Below are 23,096 nucleotides of genomic sequence, written 5' to 3' on the forward strand. Positions count from 1 at the left end.
CAGGCTGGGACAAAAGTCCCAGTAAAATAATAAGAACCACTGAAAATCTAATTTAGATTTTCAGCGGTTCTTATTTGTTTATGTAAGCAAAAGGAGCACGGCTTTGATATAATAAAGTCACCACAACAAATCATAGAAAGGGTGCTCCTTATGTATACTCAATATACCATGAACCAAACAACCTTGCCATTAGAAATGAACTGTTACTTACCAGAAAATCATATCGTCTACTCTATTCATCAAGTTGTGGAAGATTTAGATGACTCGCAGTATCGTTTAATTGAAAACGACTTTGGTCGTCCGGCTTATCATCCGAAAGTTCTACTCAAAGCGTTATTATTTGCCTATTCAGAGGGGATTTTTTCTGGTCGAAAAATAGAAAAAATGATGCAAGAAAATCTAGCAATGCAGTGGTTGACTGGACAAACTATGGTCTCTTACCGTACACTCAATCGTTTCAGAGTATCAAAAGTGACTAAAGATATCTTACAAGATCTCTATTGCACGTTTTCTCTTCGTTTAAAAGAAGAACAACTGATTGAAGGAAAAGCATTATTTATAGATGGTACAAAGTTTGAAGCAGACGCCAATAAATATACCTTTGTGTGGAAAAAAGCTACTGAACGGTTTTATCGTCTATTGAAAGAAAAAGAAGTGCACTATTATAAAGAAGAAATCACACCATTAATCGACCAAGCGGTCATAAAAGATCAAGAGCAGGAATTTTCTAAAGAAGAGATTCAGTCATTACATGAACTGCTTCAAGAAGAACTCGAAAAAGTCGAGACAGAAATCATTGACTCAAAAGAACAAGAAGTACTCAGTCAATTGAAGAAAAAGCGTCGCTCTTTGAAAAAACATAGAAATAGATTAAAAAAAGATTTTATACCTAGAGAACAGAAATATGAAGAGCACTACGATACATTTAATGGTCGAAACAGCTTTTCTAAAACAGATAAAGATGCCACTTTCATGCGTATGAAAGACGATCATATGATGAATGGTCAATTGAAGCCAGGCTATAATATCCAAATCGCAACTGAAAATCAGTTTGTTTTGCATACCCAAGTCTACTCTAACCCAACGGATACCAGAACACTCATCCCATTTGTACAGTCTCTTCCAGAGTCCATTCAACCAACGACTTACATTGTCGCAGATGCAGGATATGGTAGCCAAGAAAACTTAGAATATTTAGAGCAGTCCCGGTGGACTGGCTTGGTTAAATACGGCATGTACGAAAAGGAACTGAAAAAGAAATATGTACTTTCGGATAAAAATAGAGATAATTGGATGTACGATGAAGATCAAAACACTTATACACATCCTGATGGGACCATTTATGCGTACAGTCATGTTAGTAGACAAAAAACTGATTCTGGATTCGTAAGATTATCTCATATTTATAAATCGACGGATTCAAATTACAAAAATGGAAGAAAATCATTTTCCATTAACTATGAGTACGAGGAGCAAAAACTCAATATTAGAGAAAAGCTTTCGTCAGAAGAAGGTACTCAATTTTATAGTAAACGTAAAATTGATGTAGAACCAACTTTCGGACAGGTGAAGGCCAATTTGAGGTTCACTCGATTTTCAGTTCGTGGAAAAGCCAATGTAGAGAATGAAACAAATCTGATCTTCATGGCCAATAATCTACGAAAATATAACAAAAGAAAGAAAAAATAAAGATTATAAACAAGAAGAAACCCTGAAAGAATTGTTAAAATACAATTCTTTCAGGGTTCTTTGATATTTGAAGACTGTAAGAGACTTTTGTCTCGGCCTCTTTTTTTAGATGATTTCAAAATAAGAACGCACTTTATGCTAGAATAATGAAATAGCGCTTAAAAGTAAGGAGACTGAGAAATTGGAAAACTGGCAGCATCGAGTACAATATTATGAAACAGATCAAATGGGCATCGTTCATCATTCAAACTCAATCAGATGGTTTGAAGAAGCAAGAACGTGGATGCTAGATGAAATGAATTTTCGCTATAAAGATATGGAAGACAGCGGCATATTGATTCCCGTTTTAGAAGCTTCTGCTAAATATATCAATATGGTCAAGTTTGGAGAAACAGTCGAAATCACTACACGCGTCACACAATTTACGGGCGTCAAATTAACGATTGATTATGAAATACGCGATACAGTTACAGACGAGTTGAAAACTACCGGACAGACGAAACATGCTTTTTTAGATAAAGAAACCTATCGACCAATTTCATTGAAAAGACAGCATAAAGAACTATACGCAGTATTCATGAAAATGTTCGAGCAATCATAATTAATAGGAGGGACATATGGATCTGGTCTTACTTGTTGGTCCGCAAGCAGTTGGTAAAATGACAGTTGGTAGAGCATTAGAAGAACAAATAGAAGCAAAGCTTTTATATAACCATGAAACGATCGATATCTTCGCAAGATTCTTGGGTTATACTAAGGAGACCTTTGGATTGTCCGACTGGATGAGAAAATCATTGTTTAAAGCTTTCGTTGAGCATCCCGAAACGAATCAAACACAAGGCATTATTTTCACGGTTGTTGTAGGATTTGATATGGCTGGAGAATATCAGTTTTTGCAAGAAATCACCGAATTATTCACTCAGAAAAATGGACAAGTTTACTTTGTAGAATTAGAAGCGGATCTAGACGAAAGATTAAAAAGAAACAAATCAGAATTTAGGCTTCAAGCAAAGCCTTCCAAGCGAGATCTTGTTTTTTCAGAAAATGAGCTACTAGCAATGATGGAAAAGCATCGCTTGAACTCAAATGAACATGAAGTGGAACAAAAACTGGCAGGCATTCATTATTTAAGAATCAACAATACGCATTCGTCACCAGAAGATACGGCTACTCAGATAAGCCAATGGATCGAGCGTGAGAAAAGCAACAAAATAAGCCTACCAGATTAAACCGGCAGGCTTATTTTACTTACTCTTTAATTTTTAATTCATCTAATTGTGAAACGATCGCATCTTCGCCGACTTCTGCTTGAATCAGTGAAGCAGCGGTATAAGCACTCTCGACGAAGGCAGTATCGAATAAACGAACTGCCTTGTCAGTGGCTTCCATAGCGATTTCAAGATTCATTTTGGCACTCCCTAGATCATAGAAAGCCCAAACTTTATCTTCTTCAAAAGCATCCATTGCTTCTTGAATACGGGCGTAGTCAGTTCCGACTTCACCGTCTTCTGTTCCGCCAATCGCTTTGATCGTCACATCTTGTGCAACTTGATCAAGCAATGTACTGACACCATTTGCAATAGCATTAACGTGGGAAACAACGAGCATACCAATTTCTTTAGCCATTTAAAACACCTGCTTTCAATAGACTTTCGAACAGATAAGCACTTGATTGTGCACCTGGATCAATATGACCGACAGAACGATCGCCTAGATAAGAAGCACGTCCTTTTGTCGCTTTCATTTCTTTTGTGTTCTCAACGCTATCTTGAATCAGGTCTGAAGTTAATTTATCCTCTTTTAATGCAGAAGCGACTGGAGACCAAACATCAATCATTGTTTTCTCACCGGTTTCTGCTTTACCACGTTTTTGGACGCCTTCTAATCCCGCTTCAATCAACGAAGCGATATCGTCTGATTCTTTCGCTTGTTTCGCCATCGAGATAAAGGCTGAACCGTATAGAGGTCCAGAAGCACCACCGACTTTGCTCACGAGAGTCATACCAACATCTTTAAAGAAGTCAGAGAGATTATCATAGTCCGCTTCAGATACTTTTTCTTTTACTGCAGCAGCACCACGTGTCATATTACTCCCATGATCACCATCTCCAATATCTGAATCTAATTGATTCAGCGTTTCTTTGTTTTCTGTTACAGCTTCACCAAATAATTCAATCCATTTTTTTAGTGCATCTATTTCAACCATTCAACTCTTCCTTTCACTATTTATTCGTTTTACCAGCCAATAACTTTTGCGGGCGCGTTAAGGTATTCTAACCATTTTGCATCTTCAATTTTAAGCAAGGTTAAGGAAATACCAGCCATATCGATCGCTGTCATGTAGTCACCGACTTTTCTGAAAGCAAGATCTAAGCCTTCATCGTCTGCTAGTAGGTGTTTAACATCATTCATAAAGACAAATTGTTCCATCAATGGCGTCGCACCCATACCGTTTACTAGTACAGCGTATTGATCGCCTGATGACCAATCACATGTTTTTTTCAATTGTGTAACGAGCTCTTTTGCCAAATCTTTTGACGGTTGTAATTTTTCGCGACGGTAACCGGGTTCTCCGTGAATACCAATACCGAATTCGATTTCATCTTCTTCAAGCTTAAATCCCGGTTTACCAACTTCTGGGTTTGTTGCAGGATTCAAAGCGAGACCGATCGAAGCAATATTTGGGACAACTTTATCTGCTAAAGCTTTGATTTCTTTAAGAGATAGCCCTTCTTCAGCAGCGGCACCGAGAATTTTATGCACTAAAACGGTTCCGGCAACACCACGTTTACCAGCTGTAAAGGTACTATCTTCAACAGCAATATCGTCATCTACAACAATCGATTCTACTTCGATATCTTCGAGTTCAGCTAAATCTTTTGCCATGTCAAAATTCAATACATCTCCTGTATAATTTTTAATGACTAATAAGACACCTTCGCCTTCATCTGCAGCCTTGATACCTTCTAACACCTGATCGGGCGTTGGTGAAGTAAAGACTTGTCCAGCAACGGCAGAAGATAGCATACCTTGTCCAACAAAACCAGCATGTGCAGGTTCGTGCCCACTACCACCACCACTAACTAAACCGACTTTACCATTTTTTTCATGTTTACGGTGAACGACCATTGTTTCTGGAATCCGTTCTACAATTGAATCATACGCATAAACAAGACCATTTAGCATTTCATCTACTATTTGGTCTGGGTTGTTGATGATTTTTTTCATTGTCATTATTACTTCCTCCTTATTCATGATCAGTTTCATTGTAATTCATTTATATCTATAGTTCTAATGATAAGGTATGATAAAAAGGAATTTGATATACTACTAATGAGAACGAATCGTTCATTCGTAATTAATTGAAGAAGGAGTTTTACAGTGAAAACATTAGTCATTATCTCTCATCCCACATTAGACGAATCGAGTAGTCAACAGTTCCTCGTCCAGTCATTTCCAGAATCCGAAAATGTAACGTTACATCATTTAGAAAAAAACTATCCCGACGAAGAAATCGATGTACAAAAAGAACAAGCCTTACTCAAAAACCATGACCGTATTCTTTTCCAGTTTCCCTTTTATTGGTATTCTTCACCGCCACTATTAAAAAAATGGCAAGATGAGGTGCTAGAAGAACATTTCGCGTTTGGCCATAGAGGAAATCAGCTTAACGGCAAAGCATTTGGCTTGATATTAGTGATTGGTGTTGCTGAAAAAGAATATCAAACAGGTGGTTTGGAAGGTTTCAGTATCAGCGAATTAACAAAACCTTACCAAGCAGTTGCTCGCAAAACGGGTATGCACTATTTGAAACCACTAGAGATCTATCAATTTCCTTACATGACTGAAGAAGAAAAAATGAAATTATTGATCAGCTACCAACAATGGTTGACCATTGATCGACCAGATTCATTGAAATACCGAGAAGAATGGATGATCGATCAACTGGAAACACTCGACCATACCTTACTCGATTCTTCAGAAAGTTCATTTATAATCGATAAAGCAATCGAGTTATTAGAAGATAATCGAATAGAATTAGATGAATTGAACATGCATATTGATCATCTACACGAGTAAACCGATAGAAAGGAAAAGATAAGATGGATGAGCAAGAATGGCTAGTCAGTAAGCTAAAAGAACTAATAGAAAATAGCAAAGACTATAAGCAAAAAGCATTATTGAACGCTGTGATCGACATGATCAAAGAACAAGAGAAGCGAAAAGAACAAATGCAAGGACAATTAGATGGGACATTATGGAGTCCAGGAAACTGGAATCAATAAGTCTATTAATAGTTAGTAAAAAGACGATCAAGCTTATTTCAAGGTTTAAATAAGCTTGGAAATCAGTCTTAAGTCTGTCGGCTAAGGCGCTAGCTTTTGATAAGATAGAACCATACACAACAGAAAGGAAAAGCAGATGAAAAAATTAGTCGGTTATCTTTTGTACTTAATGGGTTTTGGTATCGTTGTTGGAGGACAGACGGTACAAGCAGCAGAAAATCGTATGCCATTGATGGAAGTGGAAGTTCAGCTCCAAGAAGATGGATCAGGTGTGATTACAGAACATCGAACGATGGATATGGAAGATGGAACAGAACTCTATATTGAAATGAATAATCTTGATGGATCCGAAGTGAAAGATTTTTATGTAGATGGATACACATTTGATCCGAACTGGGATACGGATGACAGTCGTGAAGCGAAAGCAGGTAAGTACGGCATCATTGGAGAAGATGAAGCGCTTGAATTGGTCTGGGGAATAGGAGAATATGGAACGAATGAGTATGAATTAACCTATACGATAACTGACTTAGTTCGTCAATTAGAAGATGGACAGGCGTTGAACTGGGATTTCAATACATATGGTGATATTGCCCCAGAAGCTATTTCTGTCACGATTGATGGACCTTTTGAGTTCACCCAAGAGAATGCACGTATTTGGGGATTTGGTTATGACGGACTTGTCGAGTTAGATGATGGTCAACTTGTTTCAACTGCTAGTACAGGTTTGAATGCGAATGAGTCTTTTGTTATCTTGATGCAATTTCCAGAGTCACCCTTTACCGCAAGTAGGACAGTGGATCAGACACTTGAAGAACAATTAGACCGTTCACAAGAAGGCGCAACTTATAATAATGATTCAGGCGAGGTAAATGTACCTGCTATTATTGCTATTATAGGAATTATACTGGCTATTCCAATTACGGTTGGCAGCCTATTGATTGGTATAGAATCTCGTAAGAAAAAAGCCGGAAAAATTGTAACAGGTTACGCACGTAAAAGTCGAAACAAACATCAAATTTATACGGATATTCCCTACAAAGATGGAGATATGCTTGATATTGCCTATTTCTTGAATGAAGTACAGTATGGGAAATTTGAAGATTACTTTTTTGCTTATCTCTTAAAATGGTCAAAAGAAGAAAAAATTGCTATTCATCACAAAGAAAAATTAGGGTGGAAAAAGAAAGAAATGACCATCATTGAATTGGTTGGCTATAAAAAAAGTACAACGACTACTAGTGATGTGTTTGGTGCGACAGGGAACAATGTGAATAAAAATGAGCACTTGATCCGGAACATGTCTCCTTTGGAGGCAAAGGTTTGGAGTATACTGGAACAGGCTTCGGATTTTAGCGGAATCATCTCAGAAGAAGAGATAAAAACCTGGTCTAGACAACACGTTCGACAATTAACTAAACTTCCAAGCGAAATCAAAGAACTGTCTGAAGAAATTTTAATTGAAAAAGGTTATTTACAAAGAGACTCTATTCAATTTATGTGGGGAACATCTTCTTTCATAAAAACGACTAGAGAAGGCGATCAATTGTTTGATCGTATTACTCAATTTGGAAATCATTTAGATGAGTTGGAGAAGGATGACTCATTAGCCTATAGACAAAATCTTCCTTGGATTGATTTTATTATTTGGGCGACAATATATGGAAAAGGGTCAGATGTCGTAGAAAAACTTGAAAAATTCTATCCAGAACAATATCAAGAATGGTCGATGCATTATCCTGTTTTTTATGGTGGGTACTATGGGATCTATGGTTTCTCTCAAAGTATGACATCAGGTATGGAAAGTGGAGGATATAATTCGAGCGCTGGCTTAGGCGGCGGAACGGCTATTGGTGGCGGTGGCGGTGCCATGGGCGGCGGCGGCGGGGGTGCGAGATAATCGCAAGCCTCGAATACATTTCTAAAAACGGTTCGACATCGATAGTTGATGTCGAGCTTTTTTTAGCTTTACTTTAATTTTGTTAAAGAATATAATAACTTTATTAAAGGTAAAATAAAAATAAGTTTAACTTTGTTAAAGAGGTGGAACGTAATGGAGATTATCCCAAAGTGGATCAGCAAATTAGATGATGAAGATATTCAATTTATCAAAAGATTTTTACTAGCATCAGGTTCACTGAAACAGGTAGCAGCTGAGTATGGCGTGACTTACCCAACCGTTCGGCTAAGATTAGATCGTCTGATTCAAAAAATCAAGTTGAATGAAGAACAACAAATGGATGATTATATTACTACGATCAAACAACTTGCTCTGGAAGATAAGCTGGATTACCCCACAGCAAAACTCTTGATTTCTGAGTACCGTAAGACAAAAGAGGAGAATGAGCGTGTATAGTTTAATAGTCTTGATTTTTATTTTAGTAGGATTGATCGCATTACAGCTATTTTTATCTAAATCGAAGAAAAGATGGCCTGGATTAGTCATACCAGCATTATTTTTTATTTATTCATTGGCTCCGCTCCTTTCTATGGAAGGATATGTTGTCAGTGAGATGACAACAACGTATATAGATGATGAGGGTAATGAAGTGACGGAATCCTACGAAAATGAACCGGTTTATGATAACACCCCAATGGGGGAATTGTTGATGATGGGAGTAGCGAGTTTATTTATCTTTAATATACCAACAGCGATTTGTATAGCCATTTATTATACTGTCAGAGAAAAAGGTAAACAGTCAGATCAAGTTGATCGATCGAAAATACAAGATTTATAATTTACATAAAAAGGGGAAAATGAATATGGGGATTTTAGCAACGATTTTGCCACTAATTATTATGCTCGGACTAGCAAGTATTGTGATAGTACTACAAGTTTATTTATCAAAAACGGACAGTAAATTTCCAGGACTTATCTTACCGATAATCAGTTTGGTGTTATCTTTAATGATAACAATCGGTATTGTAAGCTTTATGTGGATGGCACCTTCAACAGATGGAGGGACGACGACTTTACAAGTAGAAGACAGTGAGTATGAGGATTCAGAAGATAGCGCTGACTTTTCGGATGAAGACATTTTTGATGAAGAGCAAACTGAAGAAACTGTATTCGGTAATGAGAGTAGAGAAATAGAAGAGGGAGAACAACCATCGACATTATCTGCGGTTACATCTACTATAGGTATTTTGCTTATTTCTAACATACCCACAGTAATCCTTATGGTTATCTACATCGTTACGCGTAAGCGGTTGGACAAAGAAAAACGTATAAACCGAACAAGAATACAAGACTTATAAATAAGAAAGAATGCCCATTCAGACAAAATCGTTGTCTCCATGGGCATTTTTTATATTCTCTTATTCCTTAGGTTTTTCCATTTCGTCAACAGCGTCTAAATCAAATTTAACAAAGTCTTTTTCCGTGCTTTCTGTTCCTTTATTGTCTGGAAATAAAACTACTTCTTCCACGTGTCGATCGTGTAATGCTTTCTCACTAGCAACTTCAATTGGTGTGTTTGAGCCACCGTCAGTCATATTCGTAGTTGACTCATTTGGAATCAAATCGTCGTCTAATGGCATAATATCAGTCCTTTATTTTTTTATAGCTAGCCTTTAACTGAACCTACAAGCGCACCTTTTACAAAGTATTTCTGTACAAATGGATAAACAAGTAACATAGGAACGGTTGCAACCACAATCACCGCCATTTTTATACTTTGAGCTGGTGGAATAACATCTACAGCAACGCCTTCGCCTTGCATACCACTCGATACAATAACAATTTGGCGTAACAAAATTTGGATTGGCCATTTAGCAGAATCGTTTATATAAAGAATTGCATTCATATAAGTATTCCAATAAGCAACGGCATAAAATAGAGAAATTGTAGCTACGGACGGCATGGCCAGAGGAAGCATAATCTTCCTGAAAATCAAGAAATCACTCGCACCATCCATTTTTGCAGATTCCTCTAAACTCATTGGTAATCCTTGGAAAAAGTTTCGCATGATAATCATATTAAAAGCGTTGATGGCGATTGGTAAAATCATTGACCATAGTGAATCAATCAATCCGAGGCTATTGACAACCAAGAATGTTGGTATCATTCCCCCGCTGAATAGCATAGTGAAAACGACTAAGAAGTTCATAACACGTCGTCCTGGTAAATACCTGCGTGATAAGCCATAAGCCATCATAGACGTTAAAATCATGCTAGTAATTGTGCCCGCTACTGTTACGAAGATTGTCACTCCGAGAGAACGGAAAATCGTAGGAGTAGATAAGATATAACGATATGCATTAAGTGAGAAGGTCTCTGGAAAAATCACGAAAGGTTTCGATACAATTTCTTCGGTCGTCGCAAATGAACTAGCAATAATATTTATAAATGGAACGATACAGATTAAAGCAATCATTACTAATATAATTGTATTGAAAATGCCGAAAATTTTTGAGCTTAATGGTTCTTGTCGTTTGGACAATGAAGGTGTAACTTTGGGCATAAAAAATCCTCCTAAAAGTAAGAATAAAATGCTGGTTGTTTTGGTAGTAGTCTAAGTTGTTTGGTATGCAATAACTTTATCAAGGATATAGAATAACGTATATAATCTTTTTGTAGGATAATTCTAGTAATTTAAAAAAAGAGGAAGTACCATGGGGAAATTATTGAATAAAAAGATAATCATTTGATAAGAGAAAAACAGCTAGAATTATTAAAGCGCTTTCTTATCAAGGAGTACCAATACTATTGAAATGATTATTTACCTGAAATGGCAACTTCATTATGATGAGTAATGAAAAGGAGTGAATATTGATGGGGAAAAATTTAGTAACCGTATTTATCGTAGGAGATTCGACAGCTGCTGATAAGTCGGTGCAAGAGAAACCTATGAGTGGTTGGGGAGAGTTCATTGGAAGTCAGTTCGATGATACTGTTAAGTTTGAGAATCATGCTATTAATGGAAGGAGTACTCAATCATTTTTGAAGCAAAATCGATTGGCACCAATTTTAGCTAAAGCAAAACCTGGAGACTACCTATGGATACAGTTTGGTCACAATGATCAGAAAATAGATGACCCAGAAAGATTTACTAAGCCATATGAAGACTATATGACTAACTTAAAGTTTATGATTGCGGAAGCAGAAAAAAGGCAGATGACTGTTGTTTTATTAACTTCAATCAGTAGAAGGCAATTTGTAAAAGGTGAATTGAATCGACAATCTCTTGGCGAGTACCCCGAAGCTATGCGGATACTCGCGAAAAAGCTAGACGTACTATTAGTAGATATGCATGAAATAACGTCAAATTATTTGAGTGAACTAGGAGAAAAAGATTCTAAAGCTATTTTTTTACATTTAAATCCCGGAGAACACGATAATTATCCAGAGGGTTTAACAGACAATACACACTTTAGTGAACACGGTGCTCAAATCATGGCTCGCTTATTGGCAAATTCTGTGTCTAATATATTGCCATCCTTTGCTTTAAGGAAAAGAGTTACAGGAGTTGATGAGCGATGATTTCTTCCCTTAATTTAGGCATTAGAGCACATGATTTAGGACCAGTTGAAATAACTACACTGATTAGAAAATTGAAATACTACCAATTGAATCATATACAGTTTGCAGTCAAAAAATCTTTTCCAGAGCTAATTGAAACCGATAGTCAATTGACACCTGGTTTAGCCCATTATTATAGTAATCAATTTGAAAAAGCAGGCATCAAAATATCTGTCCTAGGCTGTTATGTCAATATTATAGATGTAGATAAAGATAAGCGAAAAAAAGCACTAAAGTACTTTGAGAGATACTTAGGTTTAGCTGGTGATTTCAAGGCTAGTATGGTTGCTACAGAAACAGGAAGTATTGAAAAAGGATATACGAAAAAAAACTTTACAGAAGCAGCCTTCCAAGAAGTTGTTCAATCTGTTAGACAATTGACGATTGCAGCAGAAAAATTAGGAACAACGGTTGCGATAGAAGCGGGTATGAACCATCCTTTATATACTGCGCAATTAGCTAAGCGTTTATTAAAGGAAATTAACTCTCCAAATCTTAAACTGATTTTAGACTGTGTGAATTTAATAAATCTAAGAAATCATAAGTACCAGGCTGAGGTAATCGACGAAGCACTCGCACTGCTTGGAGATGATATAGTGGCTATTCATCTTAAAGACTATAGAATTGAAACAGGAAAAATAGAGATTGTTCCAGTAGGTACTGGGGAAATGAGTTATAGTAAGATTATGAAATTCATAAAATATCAGAAACCTCATTTATTTGTTTTGCTAGAATCAACAAGAGAGCCTGAACTTGAGGATAGTCTTAACATGTTAAATAATCTTTATGTGAAAAGTTAATATCTTGAGACTGGAACATAAGTCTCTGATTAATATTGTTTTGTAAAATCAGATAAGAAAAAAGCCGTCAAATCAAGGTTTAAATAATCTGGAATTGGTGGCTTTCTTCTATTTGACTAATTTTTGTCCCAGCCATATGCATTTTTTAGAAAAGTAAGTAGTTATTTTAACTTTAATTGTTTTCGATATTGACCAGGCGTCAACTGCTCTCTCTTTTTAAAAGATCGTATAAAATTTTGCGAGTTACCGTATTTTAGCTTTTCAGCAATTTCTTTTACTGTTAACTCAGTATCGATTAACCAATCTTTTGCTTTTGTTAAGCGATAATCAATCAGGTAATCACTGAAGGTTACACCCGTTTCCTTTTTAAAAATACTACTCAAATAGTTAGGGTTATAATTCAACTCTTCACTAATCGTGTCTAAAGAGATATCTTCATCGTATGAAGCATGAATTTTTTTCTTGATTTGGTATGATAATTGTTTGAATTGTTCTGTGGTACGTTCCAGTATTTTTTCTGCCATTGGGACGACCATCTTTTTGAGTAATTTCTCTTCTATCGCAACCAGATTATGGTGGGAAAGCACAGTTTGGTAATAGTCTTCAATTAGAAATCTATCAATAACGTTTGTTTCTAAAGATTGATCTAGCTTTGAAAGATTCATAAAAAACCGTAATAGAGAAAATTCTATTGCTATTGGATCTGGATTGTTCTTAAAAGTAGCTGCTAAAAACGGATAGAGATGTTCTTTGGCTTCTAACACATTACCCAATTGAATCGACTGAAATACTGCGTCTTCAAAGTCAGTGGCATATTCGCCAGAATAAACCCCTGAGCTGATTTCCTGTACATCCTCGTAGGAGATAATGGACTGATGACCGAGTAAGATTTTATAAGATAAAGCAGTTTTAGTTTGCTTGTAAGCTTGACGAGTATGATTGAAATTCGCATAAGGATTACTAATACCCACACTAACCATTAAATCGGCTTCATCTTTAGCATTAGCTACGATGGCTTCGCTAAAGTCGATAACCTTTTTCTTATGATCTTTTGTATTCGCATCAAAGGTGAGAATAGTCGCAACATTTTCATCGGAAAGAACAACGGGCGAAAATTGATAATGAGAAGAAATATGCTCTTCCATCGTATGCAATAGAGTAAATAGACGGACATTGTCGTCTTTGGGTTTGCGACTATCAAGTTGAGTGATTAAAACATAGTAAAGTGGAGAATTAAAAGTTGGAAAACCATAAATTGGTTGCTTGGCATCCAAGTTTTCTATCGTATTTTTTCCAAGTAATGCGTTTAAAACGAACTGTCGCTTCAATGCAGGTTTTTCTAAATCTAATACGGTTTCTAGTGTATCCGTTTTTGTTCGCATCAGCTCGAAGGAAGATTGAATATCATCAAACTCATTGATTGATTTGCTGGTAGCATCTAGATTCAAAGCAGCTTTTAACTGTCTTAATGGACGAGATAGAAAAGATGCCAGTACCCAAGATAAACTAACTGAACATAAGACGAGTAGAGTGCCGAGTGTCCAATAAGCAATTTTTGTAGGAAGAAGTATCTCATGAATTTCGTTATCGTATAGAGCAGTCAAATATACGAGATTATTATAAGGAGAACGGCTAGCTAATAGTGTAAGTGGTTCAGTATGACCTGTATCAATGGCAATCTCTATGCTATTTTCATTCTGTTCCCAATGATTTTCTAGAGAGATGTCAGGAAGAACGGTTGCTAAATTCCCATCTTTATACTGAGAATCATACAATAATTCTCCATCTCGTGTCGTTATCAAGAATGGAAAATGAATTTCTTTATTATTTACAACTCTATCAATATCGGTATCAGCAACATGAGCAATACCAATGCCATTCTTATAACTTGAATGCGTCGGTAAAATTGTTACGACTGACATGCCTTTGTTATCTTTATCCCAATATAAATTAGAGGCACTATCTGAACTGTAATAGTGGATAATGTCGTCGAGTTCTTCATCAGAAAGCTGCCGTAATCGGCCTTCAGATATAGACCAGCTTTCGTTTAAACTGATTAAGGTATATGTAGTATTAGAAAGACTAGGAGTTGAAAAATAGTTCAACTGCGTATTAACTTCTTTATAATGACTGAAGTCACTCGAAGAGAGAGGGTTTTCGATGATGGTTTGATAAGAACTTGTCGTACTGTATGCGTTAAAAGCGTATTCCACATTCTGCAATTCTACTTCTAATGAGTGGGACATTTGCTCAAGATTATGTCTACGATTGAGGAGAAAGTCGTCCATAAGATTATTACTAGTAGATAAGTAAAGGGATGACACGAAGATAATTATCAGAATGGAAGTAAGGAAAGACAAAAGTAAAAAAATCGTATGAAATAAACTGCCTTTATATTTCATTTATAAACTCCTTTCAGCATTTGTGAAAATTATAACGCTTACATTTAGCTTGTTCAAGCGAATAATTATTTATTTGTATAAATTTATTTTTTTGATCATAAAAATGTAATGATTTATATTTTACTAGTAATCATCATCTAAGATGACATAATCATTACTTCTTATTTTACTGAAACCGCCTTTTTGTAACCGTTATCAATAAAATGATTATATACGGAACAGTTATTATTGATTAAGGTTATCTCGTAAGTTGTTTTGGTAGATGCCTTACAAGTAGCAACAATTTTCTAGGTGTATTTGCTAGAAAACAAATCAAACCATTCATTGTGTAAATAACTTATTACTAATGAAGTTATTCCTTGAGTGGTTGTACAGTAGTTAAAAAGGTACAGGAAGAAAGGAGCATTCTATTGGAAGGACAACTATTGGAAGCCAATACAGTCAAGTCAAAGCGGAAAACTTCTGATTGGTGGCAGCACAAATATCTTTATCTGATGATTTTACCGGGTTTACTTTATTTTATTATATTTAAATATTTACCGATGGGTGGTCTAGTGATCGCTTTTCAAGATTATCAGCCCTTCTTGGGAATCTTCGGGAGCCCTTGGGTAGGTTTGAAGCATTTCACAAGATTATTCACAGATGATGTTTTCTTCATGTTATTAAGAAATACACTTAATCTCTTTGCTTTAAATATTTTCATATTTTTCCCTATGCCGATCGCTTTATCATTGATGATGAATGAGGTCGTCAACAAACGGTTCAAATCAATAATTCAAACGATTATCTACATTCCACATTTCATGTCTTGGGTGATCATTGTGTCAATTTCATTTGTCCTATTATCGCTTGATGGTGGATTAGTGAATGAATTGATTGCCTACTTGGGTGGAGAAAAAATTAGTTTTCTAACTTCACCTACTTGGTTACCTAGAATTTATATTATCCAAGTGATGTGGAAAGAATTGGGGTGGTCAACGATTATTTATCTTGCGGCAATTACGAGTGTTGATACTCAACTCTATGAAGCGGCAGATATGGATGGAGCAGGCCGTTTAAGAAAGATGTGGCATGTTACGATGCCTGCAATTAGAGGAACAATTATTACTTTGCTCATACTGAAAATCGGAAATGTTTTGAATTTAGGATTTGAACATCTTCACTTGTTACTGAATTCAATGAATCGCTCTGTTGCCGAGATTTTTGATACTTATATCTATACGGCAGGTCTACAAAATGGGCAATTGAGCTTTAGTACAGCGGTTGGTATGTTCAAAGGAGTGGTTGGATTTATTTTGGTTTGGGCGACTAATAAATTAGCCAAGAAAATTGGAGAAGACGGAGTGTATTAAGAAGTAGCATTGCATAAGGGAGTTATACGATGAAAAACGTAGAAAAATTAAATCAAATATTAACACGGATATTGAAGCTAGCCTATCTAAATGTATTGTGGATCGTTGGCACAATCATTGGTCTGGGTGTGCTAGGTTTCGGACCATCAACAGCAGCTGTATTTAGTATCATCAGAGAATGGCTAAAGGGGAATGATGATTTACCGCTAACGAGATTGTTTATTAAATTTTATAAACAATATTTTATACAAGGTAACCTCATCAGCTTACTCTATTCAGCAACAGGTTTTATCTTGATTTTCGATTATATTTATGTGAGTCGATGGGAATGGCGTGTGGTATTTGGACTACTGATTTTTCTCTATGTGATATCTGCAACTTTTATTTATCCGGTACTTGTTCACTACAATTTGAAATCTTTTAGAGAAATGATTCGATATTCTTTCCTTATCGGATTTTCTTACTTGCAGTACACGCTTGTTCTTTTCGTAGGTATTATAGGGATTTATGTGGTGATTGCTCGTCTCTATCCAGCTTTGATAACTTTCTTTGGAACAAGCTTCTTGATTTTTATTATTATGAAGATGGCATATCTAATATTTAGTAGAATAGAAGAAAGTGTCAATAAAATACAAACTATTAAAAACTAAAAAAACAGAGGAGTATGGATATGAAAAAAAAATGGAAACAGTTTGCAGCTTTGACGATTTTTGGTAGCGCTTTATTAGTTGGTTGTGGTAATGGTGGATCTAGTTCAGGAACACAAGGGGATTCAGATGCTGCAGAATCTGGACGGACTAAAATCACCTGGATGAATATGCTTCATACAGCTTCTCCACCAACCGATACAATCACAAATGAAATTGAGGAATACACGAATACAGAATTAGAATTTCAGTGGATACCAGATGCTTCTAAAGAAGAGCGGTTAAATACAGCATTGGCTTCCGGTAACTTAGCAGATATCGTAACATTAACGATCATGGAAAATTCATCGGTTCGTAACGCTTTGAAAGCAGGTCAATTCTGGGACATAGAACCTTACTTAGACGATTATGAGAACTTATCAGAAATCTCTGAAGAGACCCGTCGTTCTGCCTCCATTGAAGGTGTGCTCTATGGTGTGCCCTTCCAGAAACCGCTCGCGCGTAATGGGGTAATTATAAGAAGAGATTGGCTAGAAAATCTTGGGATGGAGGAGCCAAAAACACTAGAAGAACTATATGAAGTAGCACGAGCGTTTTCTGAAGATGATCCTAATGGAACTGGACAGGATGATACGACCGGATTTATGGACCGCGCCGATCTTAAATACGGTGCCTTCAAAACATTAGCAACTTATCACGGTGTGCCAAATGAGTGGAAAGAAGAGAATGGAGAATTTACTCCTCAATTTGACACACCTGAATATATTGAAGCAATGGATTATATGAGAGATCTGTATGCAAATGATTTGATTAATCAGGATTTTGCGGTAACAGCTAAAACAGATCAGCAAGAAGGATTTGCACAAGGTCGTGCTGGCATTTATGTGGGTGGTTTAATGGATGCACTTAATCTCTATACTTTAGCCGAAGGTATTCAAGATGATATGGATCTCGCACAACTAAATAAAATCAATAAAGATGGTAGTGATGGGTACGCTATCTGGTCAGATAACAATGGTATCGGCGGATTACTCGCATTTCCTAAGAGTGAAGTACAAGATGAGGAAGAGTTGAAAGCAGTTCTACAATTCGTCAACGATTTGCATGACGATGAAATGTATCAATTGATGACAGCAGGTATCGAGGGGGTTCATCATGAAATGGATGGGAATGTCTCCACTCGTATAGATGAAGATTTATGGCAGCAAGAAGTTCAGCCATTTGCATCTTCTAGACCAAAAGAAATTGGATATGACTTAGTTACAGGAAATGAACTAAAACACTATTCAGATCAATTGATTTTAGAAAATGAAGAGATTGCCATTCTAAATCCAGCATATTCATTAGAATCGGATACATTTACATCACAAGGTTCTGAATTAGCTGTCAGTATAGATGATGCAACTTATCAATACATTTTAGGAGATATTGACTTGGATGACTTTGAAACAGTCGTTGAAAGTTGGTATAACTCAGGCGGACAAAAAATTGTTGAAGAATATGAAGCAGCATTTGCAGAAAACCAGTAATAATGACATACAAAGTAAGTCCTCTCTTTTCTTAAAAGAGAGGAAATACTTTTTACTTAAGATATAGATAAAATTCATAGGATTGGACGTAGGTATATGTTGAAAGAAACAATTAGATGGTCAGTAGAGATGGCAGATACAATAATCAGTAGATATCCTGAAATGTATAACCTCAAACCTTATCAAGGAAAATGGTCATATGATTATGGTGTTGTTTTAAAAGGGGTTGAAAGTGTCTATAAGGAAACACATAAACAAAAATATTTAGATTATATCAAAAAATCAATGGATTTTTTTATTACAGAAGAGGGTTCAATCAAGCATTATGATAAAGAAAAATTCAATATCGACTTTATCAATAATGGTAAGATTTTACTGTTTTTGTACAAAGAAACCAAACAGGAAAAATACAAAAAAGCAGCAGCGCGTTTACGTGATCAATTAGCAGATCAACCGCGGACATCTGAAGGGACGTTTTGGCATAAAAAAATTTATCCATATCAGATTTGGTTAGATGGTCTTTACATGGGCGCTCCTTTTTACTTGGAATATATCCAACTCTTTGAAGGGGGAAATTATACGGATGTGATTAGACAATTTGAGATCTGTGATCAACATACTCGATCAAGTGAAAATCAATTGAGACATCATGCGTGGGATGAAAAAGCCGTACAACCTTGGTGTGATCCGAAAACAGGTCTATCTAGACATTATTGGTCAAGATCTCTGGGCTGGTATTTGATGGCTTTGGCAGATGTGATTGAATTACTCAAAGAAAATAACAATGATCGTGATAAACTCATTGCGATTTTCAGAGATACGCTAGAAGGTGTCATTCGTTATCAGGATACGTCTGGAACATGGTATCAAATCATCAATCAAGGTGGAAGAAAACCAAATTATCTCGAATCTTCAGGTTCAAGCATGTTTCTATATGCGCTAGCAAAGGGTAGACGTTTAGGGTTACTGGAAGAATCAAGATGGACTGAATCGATGGATCGAGCCTATGAAGGGATTATTGATGAATTTGTGCTGACAACCAAAGAAGGTTGGCTAAATTTAAATAAATGTTGTGAAGTAGCAGGTCTTGGTGGGAAAGAGCACCGTGATGGCTCATTTGCTTACTACATGAGTGAACCGATCATTACAAATGACTTTAAAGCAGTAGGCGCATTTATTCAAGCAATGAGTGAATATGAAAAAGTTAAAAACCAACGAGAAGGTGATCTATAATGGCTTATTCTATTGAAGCATATGGCGCTAAAGCTGATGGAAGCAATGCAAGCGCAGCAATCGATCGTGCTATTGATGCAGCACGTCAAGCAGGTGGAGGGACGATATTGATCCCAAGTGGTACATATTTTACTGGACCAATTAGGCTTTATAGCAATATGACCTTACACCTGTCCCCAGGTGCAGTATTGAAATTCAGTACAAAACAAGAAGATTACGCGACGGTTCAATCAAGATGGGAAGGTGTTTCTAGAAAAGTCTATATGTCTTGTGTATACGGAGAAAACGTTGAGAACGTAACGATCTCAGGAACAGGGATATTGGATGGAAATGGTGCAGACTGGTGGGATCTATTTAGAAATCGAAGTGAAGAATTACAATTTCCAAGACCTAAGTTGATCAGTTTTGAAAATACTTCTCGACTAACCATCAAAGATATCATGGTCAAAAATTCACCGAGTTGGACGATCAATCCAATCAGAAGTTCAAATATTACGGTGGATAATGTATCGATATTGAATCCAGCAGATTCACCTAATACAGATGGAATCGATCCTGAATCTTGTACCAATGTCAGAATCAGTAACTGCAATATCGATGTTGGTGATGACTGTATTGCAATCAAATCCGGCACAGAAGATGCTGACGAGAAAATCGCTTGTGAGAACATTACGATCACGAATTGTACAATGAGCCATGGTCATGGCGGCGTTGTTTTGGGGAGTGAAATGAGTGGTGATATTAGAAATGTTGTTATCAACAATTGTGTGTTCAAAGAAACAGACCGAGGTATTCGCTTGAAATCTCGTCGTGGTAGAGGCGGAACGATTGAAGACATACGTGTTAGTAACATTGTAATGGAGAGTGTGCTATCCCCATTTATTTTAAATTTATATTACTTCTGTGGACCAAGAGGAAAAGAGAAGTATGTCTGGGATAAACAGCCTTATCCAATCACAGAAGAAACACCTAGATTTAGAAGAATCCATTTCGCTAATATTACAGCACGAAATGTCCGTGCTTCTGCAGGTTTCTTATACGGGCTGGCAGAGCAATACCTATCTGAAATCACCTTTGAGAATATCGATATTAGTTTGACTGATGATGCAGAACCTGGGGTACCGGCTATGATGACCGGTATCGAACCAATCACCCATCAAGGCTTCTTTCTTGGCAATGTCCGAGATGTCTCTTTTAGAAACATCTCTATCGAAAATCACAAAGGACCTGCCATCTACATGGAAAATTGTTACGATATCGCTATCGGTCGCATATTGAGCAAGAATACAAAGAAAGCAGAAGAATTAGTGGTATCGATAAAGTCGGAAGGTAATGAAGATGATTAGGGAGAAGCTTTTTTCACTACTAGGTGATCGTCCAGCTTCTAAACCAGAAGACGTCGTTAAAGTTTGTGAAATGGATAAAGAGACGTTTATCGTTGAAACCGTACTGCTAAATCTTAATGAAATAGAACGTGTACCGGCTTATTTTATTAAACCAAAAAAAAGTAAAGAGAAAATACCAGTCGTTTTATACAATCATTCTCACGGTGGTAACTATACATTAGGAAAAGAAGAAGTATTGAACGGAACGCACTATTTGCAACCACAATCGTTCGCCAAAACACTAACAGATTTAGGTTACGGTGTGTTAGCCATTGATGCATGGGGATTCAATGAAAGAAGCGGTAAAAAAGAAAGTGAACTCTTCAAAGAAATGCTCGTCAAGGGACAAGTGATGTGGGGAATGATGATTTATGATTCAATCCATGCGCTTGATTATTTAAACACACGGACGGACGTAGATGTAAAACGATTAGCGACGATCGGGATGTCTATGGGTGGCTTGATGGCGTGGTGGCTCGGGGCACTGGATGAGCGAATCAAAGTCACGATCGACATCGCTGCTCAAGTCGATCTAGAAACACTGATTGAGCAGGGACTACTAGACAAGCATGGTTTTTATAGTTATGTACCTAATCTTCTCAAACACTTTTCAACAAGCGACATTCAACAACTGATTTTACCAAGAAAGCGGCTGTCACTTGTCGGAAAGAATGATCCACTATGTCCATTGCAAGGTGTAGAAAAAATCAGCAAAGCGCTCCAACAAACCGGACAAAACGACTTTAAACAAGTGGTAACGAGCGGCGGTCATCAGGAAACAGCGTATATGCGCGCAATGTGGATCGCCTACCTCAAAGACCATTTATAGGATGTGAACCACATGTTAGTAGGAAAAGCGCCCTTTTGTGACTTCCAGACCATTCAATCAGCCATAGATTTTAGTGAAAAGCAATCGAATGAAGCTGAGTGGATAACGATGACGATTCTGGAAGGAATCTATGAAGAGCAGGTAACGGTCTCCCGGTCGAAACTAAAAATAATTGGTATCGGTTCAGTAGTGATCACGCATGATGCTAGTGCTACACAAGTAGATTCGAATGGTCAACCACTCGGTACTTTTAGAACAGCTACCTTTTATTTAGATGGTAGCGATCTGCACTTGGAAAACCTCACGATTGAAAACAGTGCTGGTCAAGGAGAAGACGTAGGCCAAGCACTTGCTATTTATGCGAATTGCGATAAAAGTACATTCAAAAACTGCCATTTCAAAGGGTATCAGGATACTTTATTTTGCGCAGGGCTACCAGAGACTCAAAAAGATGGTTCAACGTTCCAACAAATGAGACCCCAGCACGCAAGTTACAGACAAGTATACTCAAAGTGTACGATTGAAGGGACCGTTGATTTTATTTTTGGAGGAGCTAGCGCTTATTTTGAGCAATGCATTATTAAAAGTAGAAAGCGAAAAACAAATAAAGACAGTTATATCACAGCAGCTTGTACACCAGAAGACCAACAGATTGGATTTGTTTTTCAATCTTGCTATTTGATTGCAGAACCCGGATGCAATCAAGTTTACCTCGGAAGACCTTGGAGACCCTATGCAAAAGTGTGTTTTCAAGCTTGTTATCTTTCGGATCATATTCATCCAGATAGGTGGGATGACTGGGGGAAACAAAAAAATAGAGAAACTGCACAGTTTTTGGAATATGGAACGATTCAAGCAGAACCTATACTCAACAAAGAAAGTTGGTATACCTATAAAAGTGCTTTAGAAGAAAACTTAAAGCTAGCTGATGTATTCGAGAACCCTTTTTATGAAAGAGTAAAAGAGAAAGGAACTGAATGATGAGAAGAAAAGTAGAAGCGATTATAGGGTTAGTTGGTGGCGTGCTGGCCTTACTATTGTTTGGTGGGTTTTCAGCAACGATATTATCAACAGATAGAGCGACCTTCGAAACCACACTCTATCCAATCTTACCGGAAACTGGACAATTTCAAAATGTTGAGGAGGCATACGAACGGATGGCTCAATTCTCAACATGGATGGGTATTTTTTTATTCTTGATGACGATAACGCTTGCGATTGCGACTGTACTCATTGCGAAAAATAAAAAACCAAAGCTAGCTGGTATATGTTATCTCGTCTCTGGTATCTTTCTTCTCGTTGGAACACAAGGACTGGGCTTTCTTTTTGCTTTTCTTTTATTCGTAGCTGCTATTTTATCTTTCTTTAGACAAAAACCATCAATTAACTTCGTAGAAATGACACAATCGTAGTGGAGGTTAGC

Annotated in this window: 25 protein-coding genes; 19 read left to right on the plus strand and 6 right to left on the minus strand. The window is 36.8% G+C overall.

Annotated features, from left to right (window positions below; translation table 11 throughout):
• The first annotated feature begins 150 nt into the window (after positions 1-150).
• The 3 genes from J5J05_RS06355 (at position 151) to J5J05_RS06365 (ending at position 2,918) form a co-directional block, all read left to right on the plus strand.
• Positions 151-1,689: an IS1182 family transposase gene (locus tag J5J05_RS06355; RefSeq protein ID WP_208559852.1), complete on the plus strand. Its 1,539-nt coding sequence runs from the start codon at positions 151-153 to the stop codon at positions 1,687-1,689.
• Positions 1,690-1,870: 181 nt separating this feature from the next.
• Positions 1,871-2,290: an acyl-CoA thioesterase gene (locus tag J5J05_RS06360; protein WP_244244645.1), complete on the plus strand. Its 420-nt coding sequence runs from the start codon at positions 1,871-1,873 to the stop codon at positions 2,288-2,290.
• A 16-nt stretch (positions 2,291-2,306) separates the two neighbouring features.
• Positions 2,307-2,918, plus strand: coding sequence for a P-loop nucleotide/nucleoside kinase family protein (locus J5J05_RS06365; protein ID WP_208559853.1), 612 nt, complete (start codon positions 2,307-2,309; stop codon positions 2,916-2,918).
• 19 nt (positions 2,919-2,937) lie between these two features.
• Here the strand turns inward: J5J05_RS06365 and dhaM are convergent, their stop codons facing one another.
• Genes dhaM through dhaK form a run of 3 tightly spaced genes read right to left on the minus strand, consistent with a single transcriptional unit; the run spans position 2,938 to position 4,917 of the window.
• Positions 2,938-3,315 carry a dihydroxyacetone kinase phosphoryl donor subunit DhaM gene (gene dhaM / locus J5J05_RS06370; protein WP_208559854.1) on the minus strand — a complete coding sequence of 126 codons (378 nt, stop codon included), beginning with the start codon at positions 3,313-3,315 and terminating at the stop codon, positions 2,938-2,940.
• Positions 3,308-3,895: a dihydroxyacetone kinase subunit DhaL gene (dhaL, locus tag J5J05_RS06375; RefSeq protein ID WP_208559855.1), complete on the minus strand. Its 588-nt coding sequence runs from the start codon at positions 3,893-3,895 to the stop codon at positions 3,308-3,310. Before dhaL ends, dhaM begins: the two co-directional genes overlap by 8 nt.
• Before the next feature lie 29 nt (positions 3,896-3,924).
• Positions 3,925-4,917 (minus strand): dihydroxyacetone kinase subunit DhaK, encoded by a 993-nt coding sequence (dhaK, locus tag J5J05_RS06380; protein WP_208559900.1) that lies wholly within the window; start codon positions 4,915-4,917, stop codon positions 3,925-3,927.
• A gap of 153 nt (positions 4,918-5,070) precedes the next feature.
• On the opposite strand from dhaK, the gene J5J05_RS06385 reads away from it, so the two are divergent.
• The 6 genes from J5J05_RS06385 to J5J05_RS06410 all read left to right on the plus strand — a co-directional run bounded on the left by J5J05_RS06385 (position 5,071) and on the right by J5J05_RS06410 (position 9,233).
• Positions 5,071-5,769: an NAD(P)H-dependent oxidoreductase gene (locus tag J5J05_RS06385; RefSeq protein WP_208559856.1), complete on the plus strand. Its 699-nt coding sequence runs from the start codon at positions 5,071-5,073 to the stop codon at positions 5,767-5,769.
• A 23-nt stretch (positions 5,770-5,792) separates the two neighbouring features.
• Positions 5,793-5,975 (plus strand): hypothetical protein, encoded by a 183-nt coding sequence (locus J5J05_RS06390; protein WP_208559857.1) that lies wholly within the window; start codon positions 5,793-5,795, stop codon positions 5,973-5,975.
• 136 nt (positions 5,976-6,111) lie between these two features.
• Positions 6,112-7,875, plus strand: coding sequence for a DUF2207 domain-containing protein (locus J5J05_RS06395; RefSeq protein WP_208559858.1), 1,764 nt, complete (start codon positions 6,112-6,114; stop codon positions 7,873-7,875).
• A gap of 153 nt (positions 7,876-8,028) precedes the next feature.
• Positions 8,029-8,331, plus strand: a complete 303-nt coding sequence (locus tag J5J05_RS06400) for a DUF2089 family protein (RefSeq protein ID WP_208559859.1) — start codon at positions 8,029-8,031, stop codon at positions 8,329-8,331.
• Positions 8,324-8,713: a hypothetical protein gene (locus J5J05_RS06405; RefSeq protein ID WP_208559860.1), complete on the plus strand. Its 390-nt coding sequence runs from the start codon at positions 8,324-8,326 to the stop codon at positions 8,711-8,713. The genes J5J05_RS06400 and J5J05_RS06405 overlap by 8 nt, the downstream gene beginning before the upstream one ends.
• Positions 8,714-8,738: 25 nt before the next feature.
• On the plus strand, positions 8,739-9,233 hold the full coding sequence (locus tag J5J05_RS06410) for a hypothetical protein (RefSeq protein ID WP_208559861.1): 495 nt from the start codon (positions 8,739-8,741) through the stop codon (positions 9,231-9,233).
• A gap of 60 nt (positions 9,234-9,293) precedes the next feature.
• On the opposite strand, the gene J5J05_RS06415 is transcribed toward J5J05_RS06410, so the two are convergent.
• Entirely contained in the window at positions 9,294-9,515 is a 222-nt protein-coding gene (locus J5J05_RS06415) for a hypothetical protein (protein ID WP_208559862.1), read from the minus strand.
• A 26-nt stretch (positions 9,516-9,541) separates the two neighbouring features.
• Positions 9,542-10,351, minus strand: a complete 810-nt coding sequence (locus tag J5J05_RS06420) for a carbohydrate ABC transporter permease (RefSeq protein WP_244244650.1) — start codon at positions 10,349-10,351, stop codon at positions 9,542-9,544.
• A 398-nt stretch (positions 10,352-10,749) separates the two neighbouring features.
• On the opposite strand from J5J05_RS06420, the gene J5J05_RS06425 reads away from it, so the two are divergent.
• Both J5J05_RS06425 and J5J05_RS06430 read left to right on the plus strand, forming a co-directional pair.
• Complete coding sequence (locus J5J05_RS06425; RefSeq protein WP_208559864.1) at positions 10,750-11,457, plus strand: rhamnogalacturonan acetylesterase; 708 nt, start codon at positions 10,750-10,752, stop codon at positions 11,455-11,457.
• Positions 11,454-12,296, plus strand: a complete 843-nt coding sequence (locus J5J05_RS06430) for a sugar phosphate isomerase/epimerase family protein (RefSeq protein ID WP_244244646.1) — start codon at positions 11,454-11,456, stop codon at positions 12,294-12,296. Before J5J05_RS06425 ends, J5J05_RS06430 begins: the two co-directional genes overlap by 4 nt.
• 161 nt (positions 12,297-12,457) lie before the next feature.
• On the opposite strand, the gene J5J05_RS06435 is transcribed toward J5J05_RS06430, so the two are convergent.
• Positions 12,458-14,698, minus strand: coding sequence for a helix-turn-helix domain-containing protein (locus tag J5J05_RS06435; RefSeq protein ID WP_208559865.1), 2,241 nt, complete (start codon positions 14,696-14,698; stop codon positions 12,458-12,460).
• Positions 14,699-15,123: 425 nt separating this feature from the next.
• Here J5J05_RS06435 and J5J05_RS06440 point away from each other — a divergent pair, with 425 nt between their 5' ends.
• The 8 genes from J5J05_RS06440 (at position 15,124) to J5J05_RS06475 (ending at position 23,085) form a co-directional block, all read left to right on the plus strand.
• Positions 15,124-16,050, plus strand: a complete 927-nt coding sequence (locus J5J05_RS06440) for an ABC transporter permease (RefSeq protein ID WP_341868510.1) — start codon at positions 15,124-15,126, stop codon at positions 16,048-16,050.
• Positions 16,051-16,079: 29 nt separating this feature from the next.
• Complete coding sequence (locus J5J05_RS06445; RefSeq protein ID WP_208559866.1) at positions 16,080-16,700, plus strand: YesL family protein; 621 nt, start codon at positions 16,080-16,082, stop codon at positions 16,698-16,700.
• Positions 16,701-16,720: 20 nt separating this feature from the next.
• Positions 16,721-18,226: an extracellular solute-binding protein gene (locus tag J5J05_RS06450; RefSeq protein WP_244244647.1), complete on the plus strand. Its 1,506-nt coding sequence runs from the start codon at positions 16,721-16,723 to the stop codon at positions 18,224-18,226.
• Between the two features lie 96 nt (positions 18,227-18,322).
• Positions 18,323-19,459: a glycoside hydrolase family 88/105 protein gene (locus J5J05_RS06455; protein ID WP_208559867.1), complete on the plus strand. Its 1,137-nt coding sequence runs from the start codon at positions 18,323-18,325 to the stop codon at positions 19,457-19,459.
• Positions 19,459-20,805, plus strand: a complete 1,347-nt coding sequence (locus J5J05_RS06460) for a glycoside hydrolase family 28 protein (protein WP_208559868.1) — start codon at positions 19,459-19,461, stop codon at positions 20,803-20,805. The genes J5J05_RS06455 and J5J05_RS06460 overlap by 1 nt, the downstream gene beginning before the upstream one ends.
• Entirely contained in the window at positions 20,792-21,673 is an 882-nt protein-coding gene (locus J5J05_RS06465; protein WP_425270349.1) for an alpha/beta hydrolase family protein, read from the plus strand. Before J5J05_RS06460 ends, J5J05_RS06465 begins: the two co-directional genes overlap by 14 nt.
• A gap of 12 nt (positions 21,674-21,685) precedes the next feature.
• Positions 21,686-22,654: a pectinesterase family protein gene (locus J5J05_RS06470; RefSeq protein WP_208559869.1), complete on the plus strand. Its 969-nt coding sequence runs from the start codon at positions 21,686-21,688 to the stop codon at positions 22,652-22,654.
• Positions 22,651-23,085 carry a DUF4064 domain-containing protein gene (locus J5J05_RS06475; protein ID WP_208559870.1) on the plus strand — a complete coding sequence of 145 codons (435 nt, stop codon included), beginning with the start codon at positions 22,651-22,653 and terminating at the stop codon, positions 23,083-23,085. Before J5J05_RS06470 ends, J5J05_RS06475 begins: the two co-directional genes overlap by 4 nt.
• Positions 23,086-23,096: the final 11 nt, after the last annotated feature.

The sequence above is a fragment of the Marinilactibacillus kalidii genome (assembly GCF_017599325.1).
Taxonomy (GTDB): domain Bacteria; phylum Bacillota; class Bacilli; order Lactobacillales; family Carnobacteriaceae_A; genus Marinilactibacillus; species Marinilactibacillus kalidii.